Raw genomic sequence first — 18,914 nt, forward strand, 5'->3', positions numbered from 1 at the left:
ATAAATTTATCCAACTTTTATTGATTCATCTTTAGAAACCACATAGGTCGATACAGACTTTTCTGGAACAAAGATTTCTGCAATTGTATCTTCCAGACGAACGAACACCTCATACGGATTTTCCATGCAATTTAAAATCACTAAAATAACCGTTCCATCTGGGTTCTCAAAAGCTGCTGCCTTCATCTCCTCATTGAAGGTACTTGTACCGAGTCGGACTGCTCCGCGCTTTATAAATCTGCTGAATTGTGCAGTGGCATAATATACTGGTTGAATACTCAATTCTCCTGTCTCATGATTATAAATGATCGGTGCCTTGCAGCCCCCCATCGGCCTGTCATGATACGGCCCTCCATTTTCATCCAGAATCAGATTCCATTCTACCGCAGCCGACATATAATGCTGAAATCCCCCGATCAGTTCCCGAGAATAGATCTCTGCATTTTCCCAAGTACTGTATGCCCCTCTGCGCGCCTCACCGCGGGCACCTCCCAGCCCTGCCTCTGTCAGAATCATCGGTTTGTCCCCATATAATTCATGCACCATATCCATTTCAGCAAAATGATCTCCTGCATACCAATGATAAGCGATTCCCCAGACATCATCCTTGACACCAGGTACATGAAACGAATCCCTCACTCGTTCATAGAGAAATTCCTTATTAAAATCCCATATCATAATCTTGATATTCTGATATCCTGCCCTATCCAATGCCGGACGCAGATACTGATGTACAAATTCAGCCTCTTCCCGTGCAGTATAAACACAGCTTTCCCATACCTGAGGCATTCCTGGCTCATTCTCTACGGTGATTGCAGTGAATGTGATTCCTTCCTTTTCATATTCCTTGATATATCGAACCATATAGTCAGCCCATATCCCATAATACTTATCTAAAAGCCGACCACCTCTGCACATATCACCATTACTTTTCATCCATGCCGGAGGACTCCACGGCGAAGCAAACAAAATCATTCCCTCCGATGTTTCGAGTGCTGCCTGAATGAATGGAATTGTATATTTTTGATCCTGTTCGATAGAAAATGTTTTTAATTCCGTATCATTTTCTTCAATATATGTATACTGCTCCAATGAAAAATCGCAGGAATGGATATGCGTTCTGCAGAAGTTATATCCCAGACCTTCCTCTTTATCGAAAAATGCCTTCAACACCTTCTCTTTTTTCTCGTCATCCATCCTGGCGTAATTATAAGCTGAAGCTTCCGTGAATGCGCCTCCGAATCCCAGGATTTCCTGATAACGCCGTTCCGGGAAAATATTGATCATTTCATTTTCCACATACTTCCCTTGTTCAAATTTAATTTCTTTCTCAACTTTTTCCAATCTTTTCCCTGCACGGCTGCTAATATAGCCTTCTACTTTTCTCATTCACCTATCACCTCCTTTAACCAGCTTACTCCCAGACGCGGACTTGTAAGTACTGGTTTTGGTATCGTATGAAGAAGTGGTTCCATAACAATCATGCTTCCCTGTGCAAGCACGACGACATCATTCACTTTTGCAGCAGCCTGCACATCCCCCAGCACCATCTCATTGTGAAGCTTCTGGTCTCCAGTCTCCATAAGTTTTACCATAGCGCCGTCTACGAGACGTATCTCCAGTTCAATCTCTTTTCCCGCTTCCTCTGCCGCTTTCTGAATCAACCTTGAGCTTGGACCTATCGTGGATTCTACCGTTGCTACCATAGCGATCCTCTTTCCAATCCTGACCGCCTCTTTTGCCATTGCCTCATCAATCTTCACAATTGGTATAGAAATCAACGGCCGAATCAGATCGACTGCCTCCCCCACAGATGAACACTGATTCAGAATTGCCGCCGCACCAAGGCTTTCCGCATGTCTGCAGTACTGATACATACGTTGAACTACACCCTTGGTAATACTGCCATTCGCTACTGTTTCCTCCAGAAGACTGTCATCTATGATCTGATACACTTTCACATCGGGCATCAGTTCCGTGCACAGATTCTTTAAGACGGTTGATGACACCTGACTTGTCTGCAAAATTACAATTGATTTCTTCATCCTCTATTCTCCTCGTACAAACATATCTGTAGTTTTTCGGTTCTTATCTCTCGTTCCTAGCAACGTATTCCAAAACCCCCTGTCTGGGTCCTTGATATGCCACACTGCAGCTTGACACCTGAACAGCCTTTTCCAAAGCTTTCTCAAACGGAAGTCCTCTGTCGAACCGAAAATAACAATATGCTCCATGCATGATATCTCCCGCTCCTAAAGTGTCCACCACAGTCACATGAATTGGCTGAATCGTCCCACTGCGTTCTTTTGTCTCCCAGATGGTCGGATTTCCTCCGTCTGTCACTGCTCTGCAGAGAACTCCTTTTTCTCTCATTACTTCCATAAGGTTCCTCTGATCCGGTGGAAGACAGTCTGACGAAGCAATGACTTCTGTCACCGTTTCAAGCAGCATCTCTGTCTCTTCTCCCCATCTCTCAGCATCGAATACAGAAACAATCTGTTTACTCTCAGCCTTTTCAAGTAATGACACTGTCAGCTTAGGGAACTGATTGTCCGTCAAAATAAATGCTGCATCACGTATGATATTCTCTTCGTCTAATTCTATTTTGGCAAAAGGCGGCTGGTGTCCGCCCCAGATAGTTCGGCTTTCCGTTTTCACATTGATTAAAATTGCTGATAGGAAGGGCAGGATATCCTGCCCCTCCAGCAAATCTACCACCTCGATATCATACTCTTTTAGCTCCATCTTGATGCTCTTACCGATACTTGAATTGCCTATGGCAGTAATGAGTACCGCCTTCCCTCCGAGAAGTGAATAGGTAATTGCTGCATTACAGGCATTTCCACCGACACAGGTCCTATAATCCAATGTTTTTGCCTTCTTATTTTCTGCAGGAAGCCCCTCCATATAATAGAGAATATCCATCGTTGTCCTTCCGATAAAAAAACCTCTCTTCATCGTTTTATTCCCCCTGCTATTCTTCAGTAATCACACAAGTCGTGACTGAATCGGCCGGCAGCATAAGCTTCATATACCTGCCTTCCAGCCTTACCCAAACCTCCTGAACACGGTCTGTCCGATTTAAGATTACGGACACGATCTCCCCATCCGGGTTCTGAAATGCTGCCATTTTTACCTCTTCCTTGAACACACTTGTTCCCAGACGGACTGCCCCTCTTTTGATAAAACGGCTGAAGTGTGCAATTGCATAATAAATCGGTTCCAGTATGAATGTATCCGTCTGATCATCTGCCACGATAGGGGCTTTACATCCACCCGGTCTGTCATGATATGGTCCGCCATTCTCATCTACTATCATGTTCCACGCCACAAATGCATTCATATGATGGTTGAAATTTTCAATCAGTTCATTCACCCATATTTCCAATCCGATAAAACTGCTGTGCGCCCCCTGTGCGGTCTCTCCCCTCTGACCGCCAAGTGAAATCTCAGACAGAATCAATGCCTTTTCCGGGAATGCCTCATGAACCATATCCAGTGCCGCATAATGATCCCCCGAATACCAATGATATGCCACTCCCCAGATATCCTCCCGGGCACCGGGTACTGCAAAAGAATCACGGGCTCTGTCATAGACTCTTTCCCTGTTATGGTCCCAGACCATGATGCCGATATCATCAAATCCTGCTTTTTTTAAGGCCGGCTTTAAATACTTATGAACAAAGACGGCTTCCTCTTCTGCCGTATACTGACAACTCTCCCATGTCTGGAAAGCCATTGCCTCATTTTGGACAGAAATTCCTGAAAAATGTATTCCCTCTTTCGCATATTCCGTTACATAACGCACCATATAGTCCGCCCAGCTCTGATAGTAAGCCTCTAACAGCCTTCCTCCGTGGATCATCTCATTGTTATCCTTCATCCAGGAAGGCGGCGTCCATGGTGATGCGAACAGTTCAAGTCCCTCTGCTGTATTTTGTGCTGCCTTGATAAATGGAAGAATATATTTCTGGTCACGGGAAATCGAAAAACTCTCCAATTTTTCATCCTGCTCCCGCACATAAGTGTAACGGTTCAATGCAAAATCACAGGAATGAATATGAGTACGGCAGTAATTAAGTCCAAGTCCCTTTTCTTTATCAAACAATGCCTCTATGACTTTTTCTTTTCCTTTGCTGCTCATTTTTGCATAATTATAAGCAGAGGTCTCTGTAAAAGCTGCTCCAAATCCCAAAATCTCCTGGTAGCACCGTTCCGGGTAGATATTAAGCTGACGGTCTCCTCTGCCTTCTGTCTGATCGAACATAAGGCCGTCCTGCTGCCTCATCATCTCTTCTACACCTTTTACACTGGTAAATAACTTTGCTCTTTTCACAATCCTATCTCTCCTTATTTCCCCAGATATCCACCATCAACAGGAAGCGTGATTCCACTTATATAGTCTGATGCACCGGAAGCTAAGAATACGGCTGCCCCCTTTAAATCCTCTGGATTCCCCCATCTTCCCATAGGAATTCTTCCTGTGATCTCCGTGTATAAAGCCGGATTGATCTGTTTCATATCCTCCGTGAGCTTTGTCGCCATATATCCAGGTGCAATTGCATTTACATTCACTCCACGTGATGACCATTCATTTGAAAGTGCCTTTGTAATCTGTACGACTCCCGCTTTACTGGCTGCATAAGCTGGAATCATAGCACTTGCCACATAAGCTGTCATAGATGCAATATTGATGATTTTCCCGGACCCCTGTTCAAGCATTGTTCTTCCAGCCATCTGTGCCATGTAAAATACCGCGCTCAGATTGATATCCAGAATCTTTTCCCAACGTTCTCTAGGATAATCCTCCGCCTTACATCTGAACTGGATTCCTGCACCATTCAGTAAGATATCCAGATGTCCGCCCAATTTTCCGAGGCAGGCTTGATATGCCTGGACCAATTGATCATAATCACTAAGATCCCCCATCACTGCATGTACATGTGCTCCTCTTTCTCCAAGCCTTGCTGCCGATTCATACACACTCTTTTGAACATCCAGCAGTACAATTTCTGCTCCTGCTTCATGAAGTGCTTCCGCCATTGCGTAGCAGAGTCCTTGCGCTCCACCTGTCACGATTGCTTTTTTCCCTTCCAGCGAAAAAAATTCGATTCCTTTCTCCATCCCATTTACTTCCTTTCACTATTTGTCCAGATCTATCAGAAAACGGTCCAATTCTGTCTTTGTCGGAAATACCGGATCTGGATTCAATCCCGGAATATATTTACATGCCTCATACAATGCCATAGCAATATGTCCATGCACACCGCTGCAATGGTGAATATATGGTCCATTGATCAGCCTTGTCTCTAATTCCACCCAATCTTTGAATTCGGCCCAGAGATAAGTCCCTTTATTGTGAGGTCCTGTCGTCCCCCGCCCCTCTGCGATCAGCAGACAATACTCTCCGGCAGTCCCATCAAAACGTGCTACCGTTATGTCGCCGCCCTTGATTCTATATTCTCCTACCCCTGGAATTCCCGGGCCGTAGTGGTCTGCCAGCTTCGGCTCACAATCTTCTGCACGCAGATTCTCTGGAAACACCCCACAGTGCCATAGAAGTTCTGCATTGTCATTTTCAGGGTGTCTGATTGTCATATCTGCAAGAAAGGTCTCACATCTTCCTTTTGTTGCTGCCTGTACCATAAGAGAAGTCACTGCCCCATGGATATCTGTCTCGCATGCTACCGGGAAACCAGCTCCTGTCAATTCCCCCATTGCAAAACATGGCACAATCCCCATGGTCTCGCGAAACGCTGGTGAGCAGAGCAATGCTGCTGCCGACAGCCTCTCTGCTTCGGCCCAGTCGAGAATGGCGATCTGCATTGCTGCCACTTTCTTAAGTTCCTCTTCTGTCAGGGTAATCACTTGGATTCTCCGCTTAATATCTTCCACTTTTTCCTGTACTTCACTGCTCTTTTGGGCAAGAACATCATCTGTCATTCGTTTCAGATCCACAACAGAAATGGGAATCACCTCAATCCCAAACTGATTCAGCAGTGTCTCTTCGTTATATTTCACTGTCCAAAATGCTCCCGGACGGGTTCCGATCTGTCCGATCCGCATATGGCTCATAACCTTTACAACTGCCGCCGCAGATATAAAATTATCAAATCCAACCTGGAATATCTTATCTTCTACCCGGGAACTTGGAATATATGTAAATGGAACCCCAAATTCCTTAAGCACCTTTGATGTTGCGAACAACCCACACTGGCTGTCCCTGGCACGGCTGCCATCCGGCGCAGGAGCACCATCCCGCGGCCCCCAGAGCAAGAGTGGTTTATTTACCTTTTTTGCGATTCTTGCAACAGCATCCTCTGTTCCAAAGTTCAAGTGAGGTGCAAAGACTGCATCTACCCCTTCCTTGATAAAATAATCGGCTGCTTCATCTGCCTCTACTCCTTTGCAGATGATTCCTTCCTCATTAAGGAAATCCAGATTTACGAACTCAATCTCTCTGTCTTTTAAAAACTCCTCAATCTTGTTCTTTTCTTCTATCGCATCGGGAATATAAAAATATCCGGGCCTGGAAAGATTCCTTCTTGTGTGGGCGACCCCCAGTTTTACCCTGTGTCTGTTTTTAAACTCTTCTAACATCTTTTTTCCTTCCTTTATGAATGACTTTGTTTATGAATTATGCTTCGACTAAACTCAATAGTGTCTCTTTTAGAGAAGATTCCGGTGCCTTTTTAAAAGTATCTAATACTCCCGGGTATGCACATGCTCTTTTCACGATTTCAAGATCCATACGCACTAAAATTTCTTCCATTGTATAGTGACTTGTTGCGGAAAGCTCTGCCAGTTTCATCCTCGCCTTTTTTTGAAGCTCTCCCCGCACTGCCGGATATCCCTGCCCATATGTATCATTGAACAATTTTTCAAATATATATCTTAAATTAATATCTCCGTTCACCTTTCCATATCCTTTATTTAATGGCAGCGATATACAGTTTCCTGCATTTACCTGGGAAAACAGAAATGCTTCGACCGGGTCATATATTAATCCGCATGCGACATTCGGATACTGGAGTACCGCGTTCATATATCCCTGACCTGTTCCACACCCGCCGACAACAAAATCAACGATTCCAAGATTCAACGCAAGCGCACTGATCAGCGCAGTTTCCATATATGTTAAATCGGGCTCTCCCTCTATATTCTTCATTCCCAGATTCAGGATTTCATGATCAAATTCTCCTAATACCCGGATCACATCTGGATTCTGGAATTTCGTACTGCCTTCCATTACTACCGCTATTTTCATATCCTTCCCTCTCCTTTATGTTCTGACATAAACTTTAATATCTGTTCTTTACTTGTGACCGCACTGTTCGGGCCGATTGCTGCTGCATTGACCGCACCTGCGGCAGATGCGAACTTACAACTGGTCTTTACTTCCCACCCGCTCAGAAGGCCTGTAATAAATCCTGCCATAAAATTATCTCCCGATCCGGTCGTATCCACGACATCACAGGGATACGCCGGCAGATAGAACTCCTGCTCGTCATCCTTGAAATAACAACCGTCTGCTCCCAGTTTAATCCCTACATGAGCGGCTCCACATTGTAGAAATATCTCCGCCATCTTCTCTATAGTATCTGCCTTGCTGATAGCCTGTGCCTCTTCCAGACTTGGGAAAAAGTAATCCGTGTAAGCAAGTGTGCCCCGGATTCCATCCAGTCCAATCCCCCACAGATCTTTCTTCGTATCTGCCATAGTGATCGCTCCAGCTTGTTTTGCCTTTCTAAAAAATTCCTCTGTCCCCTCCCCGTCAAATCCCGGTAGTGACATCAGTCCTCCAATACTTACAAGCCTTGTCCGATCTAGCAGATCCATCTCTATGTGCTTCAATCCGAATTCCAACAGACCGCCTCTGTTGATACAGAAATTTCTCTGCCCATCCGGCTGCACCAGCATAGCTGCCACTCCGGTAGTATTTCCCCTTTCTACTGCCACGTGAGATACATCCACATCTCTCCCCTGCTCTCGCATCATCGAAAGAAGCATTGTTCCGAATCCGTCATCTCCTACTACAGATAACAAGGCAGTCCTCATTCCCAGACGAGAAAGAATGATTGCCTGATTCGCCGCATCTCCTCCTGGCATTAATGAAATCGGCGATACCATATTGATATCATTCTGAAACACACTCTCATCTATAGGATGAATCGGAAAATTGACTAATGCCAGACCTGCACAAAGTACATCAAGCTCTTTATTTTCCATTTTGTCCTCCGAATCTAAAAGGTATATTTCCTTTCTATGAGACTAAGACCTATTCCTTAAGACTTGCAAATAACTGCATATGTCGTGTTACAACTTCCTTTACTGCGCCCGTTAGTCCCTTAGTAAAATCAAGATACTGCTTATATTCTTCAAAGTGTTCCCTTACACATGCCTTTGCCGCTAAATCCTCTGCCGTATAAATATTGACTTTGTTGATTCCACATCGAATTGCTTCCACGAAATCCTCATCTGCAATTCCTGATCCTCCATGCAGTACAAGACCACAGTCTACTTTTGAACGAATCGCTTTTAAACGTTCAAAATCAAGCTTTGGTGTTCCTTTATACTGTCCATGTTGATTGCCGATCGCAACAGCCAAAGCATCGACTCCTGTACGGCCCACAAAATCTTCTGCCTGCTCTGGACTTGTGAATCTATCCTCTGTCATTTCATCTCCGACCTGTCCTACATACCCAAGTTCGCCTTCTACAGATACATCCATGGCATGTGCGATTTTAACAATTTCGGCCGTCTGACGAACATTTTCTTCATAGCTTAGAGCCGAACCATCAAACATAACTGAGGAAAATCCGGCTTTTAGTGCATACATTACCCCATCAAAACTCTTCCCATGATCCAAATGTATATTTACAAGTGTCTTGGATTTTTCAATCATCTTCCTGCAGGCTGCCGCCATTACTTCACCATCAAAATAATTCAGAATGAACCGCTCCGGCATTCCTAGCATGACAGGAAGTCCGGTTTCCTGTGATGCATCAAAAATCGCTCGTGCAAATTCAAGGTTTACGATGTTAAACATACCAACACCGACCCGATGTTTTTTGGAATATTCTATAATATCATTCATAGTAGCTGGATTCATTTTTTCTTCCTTTCGTTTGTCTTTACTTTTATATTTATAATTTGGGATATCCATATTTCTTGATGATCTCAACCCGCCGCTGATCAATGCTGCAGTTCTCAAATGCAAAAGAGGATGCCAGCTCGCCAAGCTCTTCCTTGCTCAGCTCTGCTAATTTCCGTCCCATTATATCTGCAAGAACCGTTGATAGTGCATGCTTTATATTTGCTGCGACCATCTCCTTCGCTGTACCATATCTGTCATCAAAGGTATCTGCATCTTTCAAATTGAGCAGAGTCGAGAGTCCCCAGTCTTCATTTACCCTAAAATTCTGGTCAAGGAAATACTTTTCCTTGATTCGGCGTATATCCTTTGTAAATTCCATCCACAAAGAATCCTCTTTTACCGTTACTGTGCTCAGATATCCGATATCTTTATAGTTCCAGATGGAGTAGTGATGTCTTCTTGAGCAGATGGTGTCAAGCTGGTCCGCAAAGCATTTCAATCTATCCTTTGTAAATCCCGGATAATTCAGACGTACACCGAACTCCCCGATCCAGCAGGGCACGTTATGGGTCCTCATGTATTCGTCTGCCGCATCCATCTGTGTCTCAATGAGAGCTCTATCATACTTGAGGCCTCCATATTCGCCCGGATAAGGCATTGGCTCTGATGTACATGCGGCCAGATAATAATGTGGTGTGTATGCCAGATTTTCTGTAAATGGCGCATCGAGTACTGTAAAATCCTTGTTATAAAAGTTGCCTGCTATAAAAATGATGTGATTCGGGTCCACCTCGCGGATAGCAGCTACGGCCTCTCGGTATATCTGATTGAGCATATCGATCTCTTCTGGCGCTGCTACCGGTTCATTTATCAAATCATAGCCCGCAATCGTATCTTCTCCTTTAAAATGCTCCGCCAGATATCTCCATAAATTGTAAAAACGCCTTCTTTCATCTTGATGTGTATAAATTCTTGCCGGCGTCCCGTTATTATCACAATGCCATGCTGTACTTTGATATCCCTGTACGGCATGCATGTCCAAAATAATATACATCCCATATCTTCTACATATTTCTATGATATGGTCCAGGCGTTCTACTGTTTCTTCGCAATACTGGCCCGGCTGATTGTCTGATTCAAATAATCGATAGTTCATTGGGATACGGATACAATTCATTCCCAGTTCTTTCATGAACTCGATGTCTAGCTCCCCCAGAAAATACTCATAGTATTTTTCAAAGAAATGTGTGTATTTTTCTTCTCCTGCATGCTTTCTGAATGCATCCCGAAATTCATGTTCTGCACCTGGATAACCAAGCATAAAGTTTTCAAGCATCATCCAGTTCCCAATATTGTAACCGATCAGAACGATCTCTTTTCCTTGTTCATCAACAATATATTTTCCTTTCACCTGCAGCATATCTTGTTCCTCTCTCATCTACGAATTATTACTTTTTGAGTTCTCTATCCTTTTACCGAACCGGCCATCATACCCGATATGATTTGTTTCTGCATGACAATCAGGAAAATGAGAACTGGTAATATAGCCAGTGACGACGCAGACATCAAAGATCCCCAGTCTGTCGTCTGTTCCTGCATGAAATTCTGCAGGCCGATCGGAAGTGTTCTAAGTCCGTCTGTCTTTAGCAGCAGACTTCCCAGCAGATATTCATTCCAGCAATAGTTGAATGCAAAGATCGATACCGATGAGATTCCAGGTCCTGCCACTGGTACAATCAGCTTATATAAACATTGGAGACGGCTGCAGCCGTCAATACGTCCAGACTCTTCCAATTCATAGGGAATTCCATCAAAATAGCTCTGCATCATCCAGATATTCAACGGCAGTGTAAATGTCGAATACGCAATAAACACGGACAGTCTTGTATTTGTAATCCCAATCTTCTGAAAGGTAAGATACAGCGGGATAATCAGCTGTACCACCGGAAACATCTGAAGGGCCAGCAGAAAGATTGTATAGAACTTCAAGCCTTTGACTCTTTTCTTAAATCTGGAAAGTGCATAGCCACCCAAAATGGACAGAAACGTTGAAAAAAGGGATACCAATACACCTATCACAACACTGTTTATCAAATATTTCAGGAAATGCGTCTTTCCTAACACATTCCTATAGTAATCCAATGAAAATTTCTCCGGGAAAAATGAAGTGGAGCTCATAAATGTTTCCGGTGACTTGAACGACGACATCACCATACTCACAACCGGAAGCAGGATTACACCTAACGCAAATATCATTGCCGCATAGGGCAGAATGCCGTAAACGACTTTTTTGATTTTAAAATCATTCTTCATAGCCTTTGCCCCCTACTCTTTATCTTCTTTCATGACCATCTTGATATAGAACACCGCCACAATCAGCATAAATACTAACATCACCGTCGAAATCGCGGATGCATATCCCATATTCATACGAGCGAATGCACTATAGTAGGATAATACTGATATTACCTGCGATGCTCCATCCGGTCCCCCGCCTGTAAGCAGGTATATGTTATCAAAGTTGTTAAATGTCCAGATAAACATCAATGTCGTACATACCACCGTGACCGGCCTGATCTGCGGAAGTGTGACTCTAAAGAATAGCTGGAACGTATTTGCACCATCGATCCTGGCCGCCTCTTTTGTGTCCTCCGGTACCGTCTGAAGACCTGCCAGCAGGCTCAACGCCATGTAAGGGTAGTTCTTCCATGCTCCAAAGAAAATTGCTACCAATTTTGCCCAGAACGGATTTGCCATAAACGGGATCGACGACGAAACAATATGTAAACTCTTTAATATCTGATTCACGACTCCACTTTGGTCATTCAATGCCCATTTCCAGGATGCTGCTGCAACAACTGCCGGGATGATCCACGGAATGAGAAGCAGGACACGGAACAGCCCCCGGAATTTAATTTTCATATTCATTAATAAGGCTATCATCAATCCGATTGCGTAACTCAGCGCTACAACAAAAACTGTGTAGATCAGAGTAAACAAAAATGCGTTCCAGAATTCTTTATCCTGTGTAAATACTCTGATGTAGTTTTCAAATAGTACAACCCGGGTCGGTCTGTCGTTTAACAGCCTGCGGTTCGTAAAACTGATTCCAACTCCCTCTATCAATGGAAGAACGCGAATAAGGATTAACGCAAGTGTTGCCGGTGCCAATAATATCCATGCAAAGGCAGTGTCTGATTTTATGAATTTTTTTAAACTTTTCACTTGGCTTCATCTCCTTTTTGTAAGAGAAAGGGGCTATGCATCTTTTCTGCCTGCCCCTTTCTCCTGCATATAAATTTTAATCAGCTATCACATCGAAGCTCGTTCTTCTACTCTATCCCGAGATCCTTTAAAAGCTGTTCTGCCGCATTCTGCTTATCCTGCAGAATCTCTTCTGGTGATTTTTCTCCCATCAGTATTGCCTGGGAAACATCTCTCCACCATCTCTCACCATCTACCGTTGCCTGTGCTACGTTTGCCGAAGCTGCCGGATACATTGTGCTCTGCATTGCCGGTACCCACATCTCTACCATATCATCCAGGAATGGATTAGCCTCGTTGTTCAGATATGATTCATCCTCCAGGAAGGAAATTCTTGCTGGTGAAGCATTCACGCCTGCCGGGCCTGTCCACAAGGAAAGGTTATTTTCTGACCACCATTTAATAAATGCTTTTGCCTCTTCTGGATATTCTGTTGAGCTATATACCATGTATGCATTCAATGCGGCTGACATACCTGGCTGATCTGAATCTGGTCCCTGTGGGAATGGCATGATTCCTACTTTTTCTGCAAAGTCATCGCCCTGCTCCTGAATCTGAAGGCCAAAGCCAATGCCATCAACCATCATTGCTGAATTGCCCTGAAGGAACATCTTCTGTGCATCAGCCTGCTCATAGCTTGCCATGCCCTCTGGAAAACATCCTTCGTCACGGAGTGTTGAAATAAACTCCAGCACCTTTACATTCTTCTCGTTTGTCCAATCTGGCGTCTTTCCATCCTCTGACCAGACTCCGCTGCCATTTGAGACTAGCCATGACATAAAGGAAACATTCGCTGCTGCATCTGCCGCCGGGTAAGCCATTCCGTACTTGCCGTTCGCCGGATCTGACAATGCCTTTATTGCTGTATGCAGTTCATCCCATGTCTTTGGGACCTCAAGTCCCTTATCCTCAAAATAGTCTTTTCGATAGAAGATACCGCGGGGCTCAAAGTTGAATGGAATTCCCAACTGGTTTCCTTCTGTATCCTGGAAAAATTCAATCATATCCTGCGGAAGATCCTCCAGCTTGCCTTCCTCTTTCCACTCGTCCATAATGTCATTCAACGGAAGGATATTCCCTGTAGCTGCAAACTGATGCTGCTGATAACCACCTCCTGTACTGACATCAGGTCCATCTCCCGCAGCAACTGCTACAGAGAATGTCTCATAACGGTTCGCCCATGGAATACTCTGATACTCGATCTCAACGTTTGGAACGACCTCTGAATAGCTCTTCGCTAATTTTTCTGCCTCTGTGGCATACTCTGGTCCGCCCCATACCATATCCCAGAATTTCAAAGTAATCGTTTCCTCTGAGGCTGTTTCATCCTTCTTTGCAGCTCCATCATCTGAGCCTTTGCCGCATGCTGCAAGTGATAATACCATCATGCCTGCCAACATCGCTGCCAATAATCTCCTTTTCATTTCGTTTCCTCCTGTTTGTTTATGATGTGTTAACTATAGCAATTGCCACACTCTCCCACAACCTGCATTTTTTTCCAAATAAGTACAATATTATTTCCAATTTCCTTTCAAGTTTTTTATTTTTACTTTTATATCTATATTTTTTTACCTCTTTTCGTAATCAATTGATTCTAATAACATATCCCGTTATAATAAATTGAGTCCAGGTATTCTCCATTTTATCTGCTCAAAAATAACCATTTTACTTATAAAGGAGGAGTACTAATGATTCGTATTATGCTTGTTGATGATGAACCATTTATCCGTGTTGCGATCCGTTCATTATTTTCCTGGGAAAAGTATGATTACTTTATCGCAGCCGAAGCAAGTAACGGCACTGATGCACTCCAAAAGCTGGAACATGAAGATATTGACCTATTGATTACTGATATAAAGATGCCTGTTACGGATGGAATCAAGCTTCTCCACCAAGTCAAAGAGCGTTACCCTCATATTAAATGTGTCGTTCTCTCTAATTACGAAGACTTTGAACTGACCAGAAAAGCTTTTTTGGAAGGAGCTGTCGATTATCTTTTAAAAGGAAATTTGAATGAGGAAAACTTTTCTGCGCTGGTTCAACGGCTGAACGCTAATTATTTTCAAGTACAGTCTGACTCTTTCACTTCCAACAAGGCACCTATCCACCGTTCCTTTGAACATAAGGTATCAGCATTGCAGCAGTTGATCAGTCAGGACCTGGCTCCCGATACAAGAAACGAGCTCACTCATGAGCTGGATATGGGACTGCCCTATGTCATCAGTTCAGTGAAGCTTTTTTCTAACTCTCCTGAATTTACATCCTCTGAACCGGATACTCATGTAAATAAAAAACTGATCAGGAACACAGTATTTAAGATCATCTCAGAAATATCAGAATTTAAACTCTATTATTATGATGTATCTACCAACGAATATATATTTATCATTTATGACCAGGATCGCGAAAATACTACTTTTTTCAAACACCTGCAGGCATTTTATGACCAACTGACCTCGAACCTGTTCATTTATTTGAATAAATTCAGTGTAATCGGCACGAGCCAGCTTCGGAAGGAAGTCCAGGAAATCTCCATTTCCTATCAGGAGGCTGATACGATGTCGGACCTGATTTTTTATTGCCGGGAATCAGCACAATATTTCTTTGTTCCTGATAATGTGAATCTACATGCGGATAATCCAGTGCGACAGTTTGTCCTATCCTATATGGAAACACTTCCCCACTGGATAAAGATTCATGCATGGACAGCCCTGGAGTCTTTTTTTCATGAGCTATTGGAGCAATTCAAGATAAACCTGTACCCACCCACGTACAGCAAGAGAATCGTTACGAATTTAGAATTTCTTATTATGAATGAATTGACACGGAATTTTAGTGATAATAAAGAGTTCTATAATGATTACGACCATCTATTTGATACAACGATGCATGCAGCCCACATCACGTCTCTTGAAAATATTACCGCTGATTTCCTTGCGAAAATCAAAGCTGCTGCATCCAGCTTGTATCTGCTTGATGCCAATTGTTCTGAAATCGTCCAGCAGGCTGTTACCTATCTTCAGAAGAACTACTTGAACCCAGAGATTAATCTGACCTTTATTGCGAATGAAATTGGTGTGAACTCCAGCTACTTAAGCCGTATCTTCCATAAAGAAACAGAAAAGACCTTTAATACCTACCTGAATTTCTTACGGATCGAACACGCCAAAAAACTTCTGCGTACAACGAGTGATAATATTGTTGCCATTTCCGAAAAGAGTGGGTACAACAATTCAAAGTATTTTGTTAATTTGTTTAAAAAGGTGGAAGGTATGTCTCCATCAGCTTATCGAAATATGCAGGCAGATCTCTTTCAAAAAAGGAATGATAAATGATGAAGCGCACATTAAAAAATAAAATATACAGGGCTTTTCTCTTGGGATTTACGATTACTCTGGTAGCCAGTGCCATTATCGTATTTGGGTTTTCTCTTCCTTCTATATATGAAAGTAATTTAAAATCTGAACGAGAAACACTGAATCAGGCTGCCACACAGATCGATACATATCTGCGGCAGATCAATTCACTTTGCATACAGGTCTCCTATACAGAGGACACCAGAACTGTTCTTTCTAAAAAATATTCCGGGGAGCTTGAGCATTCCACAGAATATATACAAGATTCAGATGAACTATACAAGCTTTACGCAAACTTTCTGTTCCCGACTAAAGGAGCATATGGTGTTTTTATATATAACCAGAACGGCTACCCATACTTTTACTGCCCATCAAACTATATAAACCGATATAACAATATCCGGGAAGAAAGCTGGTATCTGGAGCTTAATCAATCTGCAGCGTATGACTATTATATTTTTTCCAGTGCACACCGTCCTCGACAGATATTGAATACGCCTAATTATTTTATATCACTTTACCGCAAAATTTATGATATCTCTAATTATGAAATAATCGGGCAGGCTGAAATACTGATTCAGCCCCAGACCATACAGAACATCCTTTTTGAATCTGTCAAAAATGATCAAAAGCAGCAGTTGACTCTGGTCGATACCGATGGTCATGTCATTGCGTCCACCGGAAATTATTCGCCGGGAGAAGGCTTCGACAAAAGCATTGCTAAACGGCTGAAAGACAAGAATGGAACTTTTGTCAGTAATCTCTCGCTGAATGCTACGAACTATTCTCTTTCGGACTATAGTGGATGGTATCTGGTGTACCAATATGATTCTGATCTACTGTATAAGGATATTCGCAATATTGTCATTACATTTATCAGTTTTTCTTTATTGGCATGGTTTGCCATGATGATTTGGGGAAGGGCACTCGCCAAACAAGTCACTACTCCACTTGCCCTGCTTGCGGAGGGCGTTGAGCATATTAAACAGAAGGACTTTAACCACAAGATCATATTGAACAGCGATGATGAATTCGAATATCTTGCAGAGACTTTTAACGAAATGACGGATACATTAAAGGATTATATCCAACAAGTTTTTGATGTAGAAGAACAGAAGACCAAGGCACAGATGTATGCCCTACAGGCACAGATCAATCCACACTTTACATTAAATACCATCAACTCCATCAAACATATGGCAATGCTGCAGAATCAGACGAACATCGTTTCTATACTTGACGATTTTAGTCTCCTGCTGGCTGCTACATTCCGGTTTCCGAATGAATTGATCACGCTCCGTGAAGAATTAGACCGTGTGCGTGCATTTGCACGGATACAGGATACTGCCTCTTTTGGAAAAATAAAGCTTCACTTTTCTTATGAGGAAGAAATATTGGATTATCTTACTGTGGGATTGATATTACAGCCGATCATTGAAAATGCGATCTTCCACGGCATTAAGCCCAAGATGTCCAGCCATCAATTAAAGTCAGGCGATATTCTGATTCAGATTACCTCCGATGACGATTCTATCCTGATCCACGTCATCGACAACGGAATCGGAATGCTAAAGGAACAAGCCGATTCACTTTTATCACAGAGCCGCTCTGGAATCGGGGTCAAAAATGTACACGCCCGCATCCAGCTTCGCTTTGGTGAAGAATATGGATTGACGATCAAGAGCGCTCCTTTTGAAGGATGCGATGTCCTGATACATATTCCTAAGATAAAAAATAACCCAGAAAGTCGAGGATACAACAATGAATCATTCTAATCAAGAACTAGATGAATTTTTAACAAAAATGGGGATTTCACCTGAATTCACGGATATCTCAAAGACCGCTGAAATCTTCCGTCAGGAAATGCAGGACGGACTTTCCGGGAAAGCTTCCAGTCTTGCTATGATACCATCATTTATCACGAATACATTTTCTGCAATCGAAAATGAGTGTGTCATCGCGATTGATGCCGGTGGAACAAATCTGCGTATCAGCTTAGTACGGCTTCACTTGGAAAAATTACCGGAAATTCTCTCCATGAAGCGCTTTCCTATGCCAGGAACCAAAGGAGCTGTTACGAGTGATGAGTTCTTCGATTTTCTTGCCTTAGAGCTTGCTGAATTTCTTACGAAAACAACCAAAATTGGTTTTTGTTTTTCCTATTCTGTAGAGATTCTTCCCTCCAAAGATGGTAAGATCATCGCCTTAGGTAAAGAAGTTAAGATCCATGGTATCACCGGCAGGATCATCGGAGTAGAACTAACAAAAGCGCTGAAACGAAAAAATCTCCCTCCATTTACACATCTGACTGTACTGAACGATACAACAGCAGCTTTGATCGGAGGGCAGTTCCTGTGCAGAGACTACCCATATTCCGACTTCATCGGATATATTCTGGGTACCGGAACCAATATCTGCTACTATGAGAAAAATGAAAATATAAAAAAAATCCCGACGCTCACAGAACGTAACGCACGCACCATCGTCAATACAGAAAGCGGCTACTTCGACCGCCAGTTCCGCGGCATTCTGGATGAAGAATTCTGGGCTGACACACAGAACCCTTCCGACCATCACCTGGAAAAAATGGTTTCTGGACAGTATTTGGGAAAACTTTTGTACAAATATCTGACTATGGCTGCGGCTCATCATCTTTTCAGTCCAAAAGCTGCTGCCATGATATCTGCTCTTGGTGACATCAAGACCCAGGATATCAGTAACTTTTTGAGTGAGAACAGTACTGAGAATCCTCTGCACATTTTTAGTAACTTAGAGCCAGCAGATACCAATTTATTCTACCACCTGACAGATGCCTTACTAGAACGCGCCGCCAAACTTGTCACTGCTTCGATAGCTGGCTGCCTTCTTGAGACCGGGTGCGGACGTGATGCTGACCATCCAGTCCTTGTTCTTATGGAAGGCAGCACCTATGTACACTTTTCACAGTTGAAAGAAAAAATTCTATACTATATACACACAGAAGTCATACAAAAACTTGGTTTTCATCTTGTTTTAAAAGAACTGGATGGTGCTGTGACCTATGGCACAGCTTATGCAGCCACAGCAGAATAGAAAAATCACGGCTAAATTATATAATTTACAAACATTTTTAATATTTTATATAAAACTGCGTAACTTTTTCTTCCGTCAGTGGTTTACTTAATGAAGGGGCTAATCTCCTCACTTTTTTAGCTCCT

The 18,914-nt window shown here is 43.0% G+C and carries 16 protein-coding genes; 3 read left to right on the forward strand and 13 right to left on the reverse strand.

Annotated features, from left to right (window positions below):
- Positions 1-6 precede the first annotated feature (6 nt).
- The 13 genes from HGO97_RS04975 to HGO97_RS05035 all read right to left on the reverse strand — a co-directional run bounded on the left by HGO97_RS04975 (position 7) and on the right by HGO97_RS05035 (position 13,785).
- Entirely contained in the window at positions 7-1,389 is a 1,383-nt protein-coding gene (locus HGO97_RS04975) for a glycoside hydrolase family 30 protein (protein ID WP_216240013.1), read from the reverse strand.
- A complete protein-coding gene (locus tag HGO97_RS04980; RefSeq protein ID WP_216240014.1) occupies positions 1,386-2,045 on the reverse strand; it encodes an aspartate/glutamate racemase family protein in 660 nt (219 codons plus the stop codon). The genes HGO97_RS04975 and HGO97_RS04980 overlap by 4 nt, the downstream gene beginning before the upstream one ends.
- Before the next feature lie 43 nt (positions 2,046-2,088).
- The gene (locus HGO97_RS04985; protein WP_216240016.1) at positions 2,089-2,958 is read right to left on the reverse strand and encodes a PfkB family carbohydrate kinase; all 870 of its coding nucleotides are present in this window, start codon (positions 2,956-2,958) and stop codon (positions 2,089-2,091) included.
- Positions 2,959-2,974: 16 nt separating this feature from the next.
- On the reverse strand, positions 2,975-4,336 hold the full coding sequence (locus HGO97_RS04990; RefSeq protein WP_216240018.1) for a glycoside hydrolase family 30 protein: 1,362 nt from the start codon (positions 4,334-4,336) through the stop codon (positions 2,975-2,977).
- Positions 4,337-4,350: 14 nt separating this feature from the next.
- Complete coding sequence (locus tag HGO97_RS04995; RefSeq protein ID WP_216240020.1) at positions 4,351-5,124, reverse strand: SDR family oxidoreductase; 774 nt, start codon at positions 5,122-5,124, stop codon at positions 4,351-4,353.
- An 18-nt stretch (positions 5,125-5,142) separates the two neighbouring features.
- Positions 5,143-6,600: an L-fucose/L-arabinose isomerase family protein gene (locus HGO97_RS05000; protein WP_216240022.1), complete on the reverse strand. Its 1,458-nt coding sequence runs from the start codon at positions 6,598-6,600 to the stop codon at positions 5,143-5,145.
- A gap of 37 nt (positions 6,601-6,637) precedes the next feature.
- The gene (locus HGO97_RS05005) at positions 6,638-7,267 is read right to left on the reverse strand and encodes an RpiB/LacA/LacB family sugar-phosphate isomerase (RefSeq protein ID WP_216240024.1); all 630 of its coding nucleotides are present in this window, start codon (positions 7,265-7,267) and stop codon (positions 6,638-6,640) included.
- A complete protein-coding gene (locus HGO97_RS05010; RefSeq protein ID WP_216240026.1) occupies positions 7,264-8,229 on the reverse strand; it encodes a carbohydrate kinase family protein in 966 nt (321 codons plus the stop codon). The genes HGO97_RS05005 and HGO97_RS05010 overlap by 4 nt, the downstream gene beginning before the upstream one ends.
- Positions 8,230-8,278: 49 nt before the next feature.
- Positions 8,279-9,097: a class II fructose-bisphosphate aldolase gene (locus HGO97_RS05015; protein ID WP_246597310.1), complete on the reverse strand. Its 819-nt coding sequence runs from the start codon at positions 9,095-9,097 to the stop codon at positions 8,279-8,281.
- 49 nt (positions 9,098-9,146) lie between these two features.
- Complete coding sequence (locus HGO97_RS05020; protein ID WP_216240030.1) at positions 9,147-10,535, reverse strand: glycoside hydrolase family 5 protein; 1,389 nt, start codon at positions 10,533-10,535, stop codon at positions 9,147-9,149.
- Between the two features lie 26 nt (positions 10,536-10,561).
- On the reverse strand, positions 10,562-11,410 hold the full coding sequence (locus tag HGO97_RS05025; protein WP_216240032.1) for a carbohydrate ABC transporter permease: 849 nt from the start codon (positions 11,408-11,410) through the stop codon (positions 10,562-10,564).
- Positions 11,411-11,422: 12 nt separating this feature from the next.
- A complete protein-coding gene (locus HGO97_RS05030; protein WP_216240034.1) occupies positions 11,423-12,322 on the reverse strand; it encodes a carbohydrate ABC transporter permease in 900 nt (299 codons plus the stop codon).
- 107 nt (positions 12,323-12,429) lie between these two features.
- Positions 12,430-13,785, reverse strand: coding sequence for an ABC transporter substrate-binding protein (locus HGO97_RS05035; RefSeq protein ID WP_216240036.1), 1,356 nt, complete (start codon positions 13,783-13,785; stop codon positions 12,430-12,432).
- Positions 13,786-14,049: 264 nt separating this feature from the next.
- On the opposite strand from HGO97_RS05035, the gene HGO97_RS05040 reads away from it, so the two are divergent.
- From HGO97_RS05040 to HGO97_RS05050, 3 genes are read left to right on the forward strand one after another with little or no spacing between them, the layout of a single operon-like run.
- Positions 14,050-15,696: a response regulator gene (locus HGO97_RS05040; protein WP_216240037.1), complete on the forward strand. Its 1,647-nt coding sequence runs from the start codon at positions 14,050-14,052 to the stop codon at positions 15,694-15,696.
- The gene (locus HGO97_RS05045) at positions 15,693-17,492 is read left to right on the forward strand and encodes a sensor histidine kinase (RefSeq protein ID WP_216240039.1); all 1,800 of its coding nucleotides are present in this window, start codon (positions 15,693-15,695) and stop codon (positions 17,490-17,492) included. Before HGO97_RS05040 ends, HGO97_RS05045 begins: the two co-directional genes overlap by 4 nt.
- The gene (locus HGO97_RS05050) at positions 17,479-18,789 is read left to right on the forward strand and encodes a hexokinase family protein (protein ID WP_216240040.1); all 1,311 of its coding nucleotides are present in this window, start codon (positions 17,479-17,481) and stop codon (positions 18,787-18,789) included. Before HGO97_RS05045 ends, HGO97_RS05050 begins: the two co-directional genes overlap by 14 nt.
- Positions 18,790-18,914 lie beyond the last annotated feature (125 nt).

Source organism: Faecalicatena faecalis (assembly GCF_012524165.2).
In the GTDB taxonomy this organism is placed as follows: Bacteria; Bacillota; Clostridia; order Lachnospirales; family Lachnospiraceae; genus Faecalicatena_A; species Faecalicatena_A faecalis.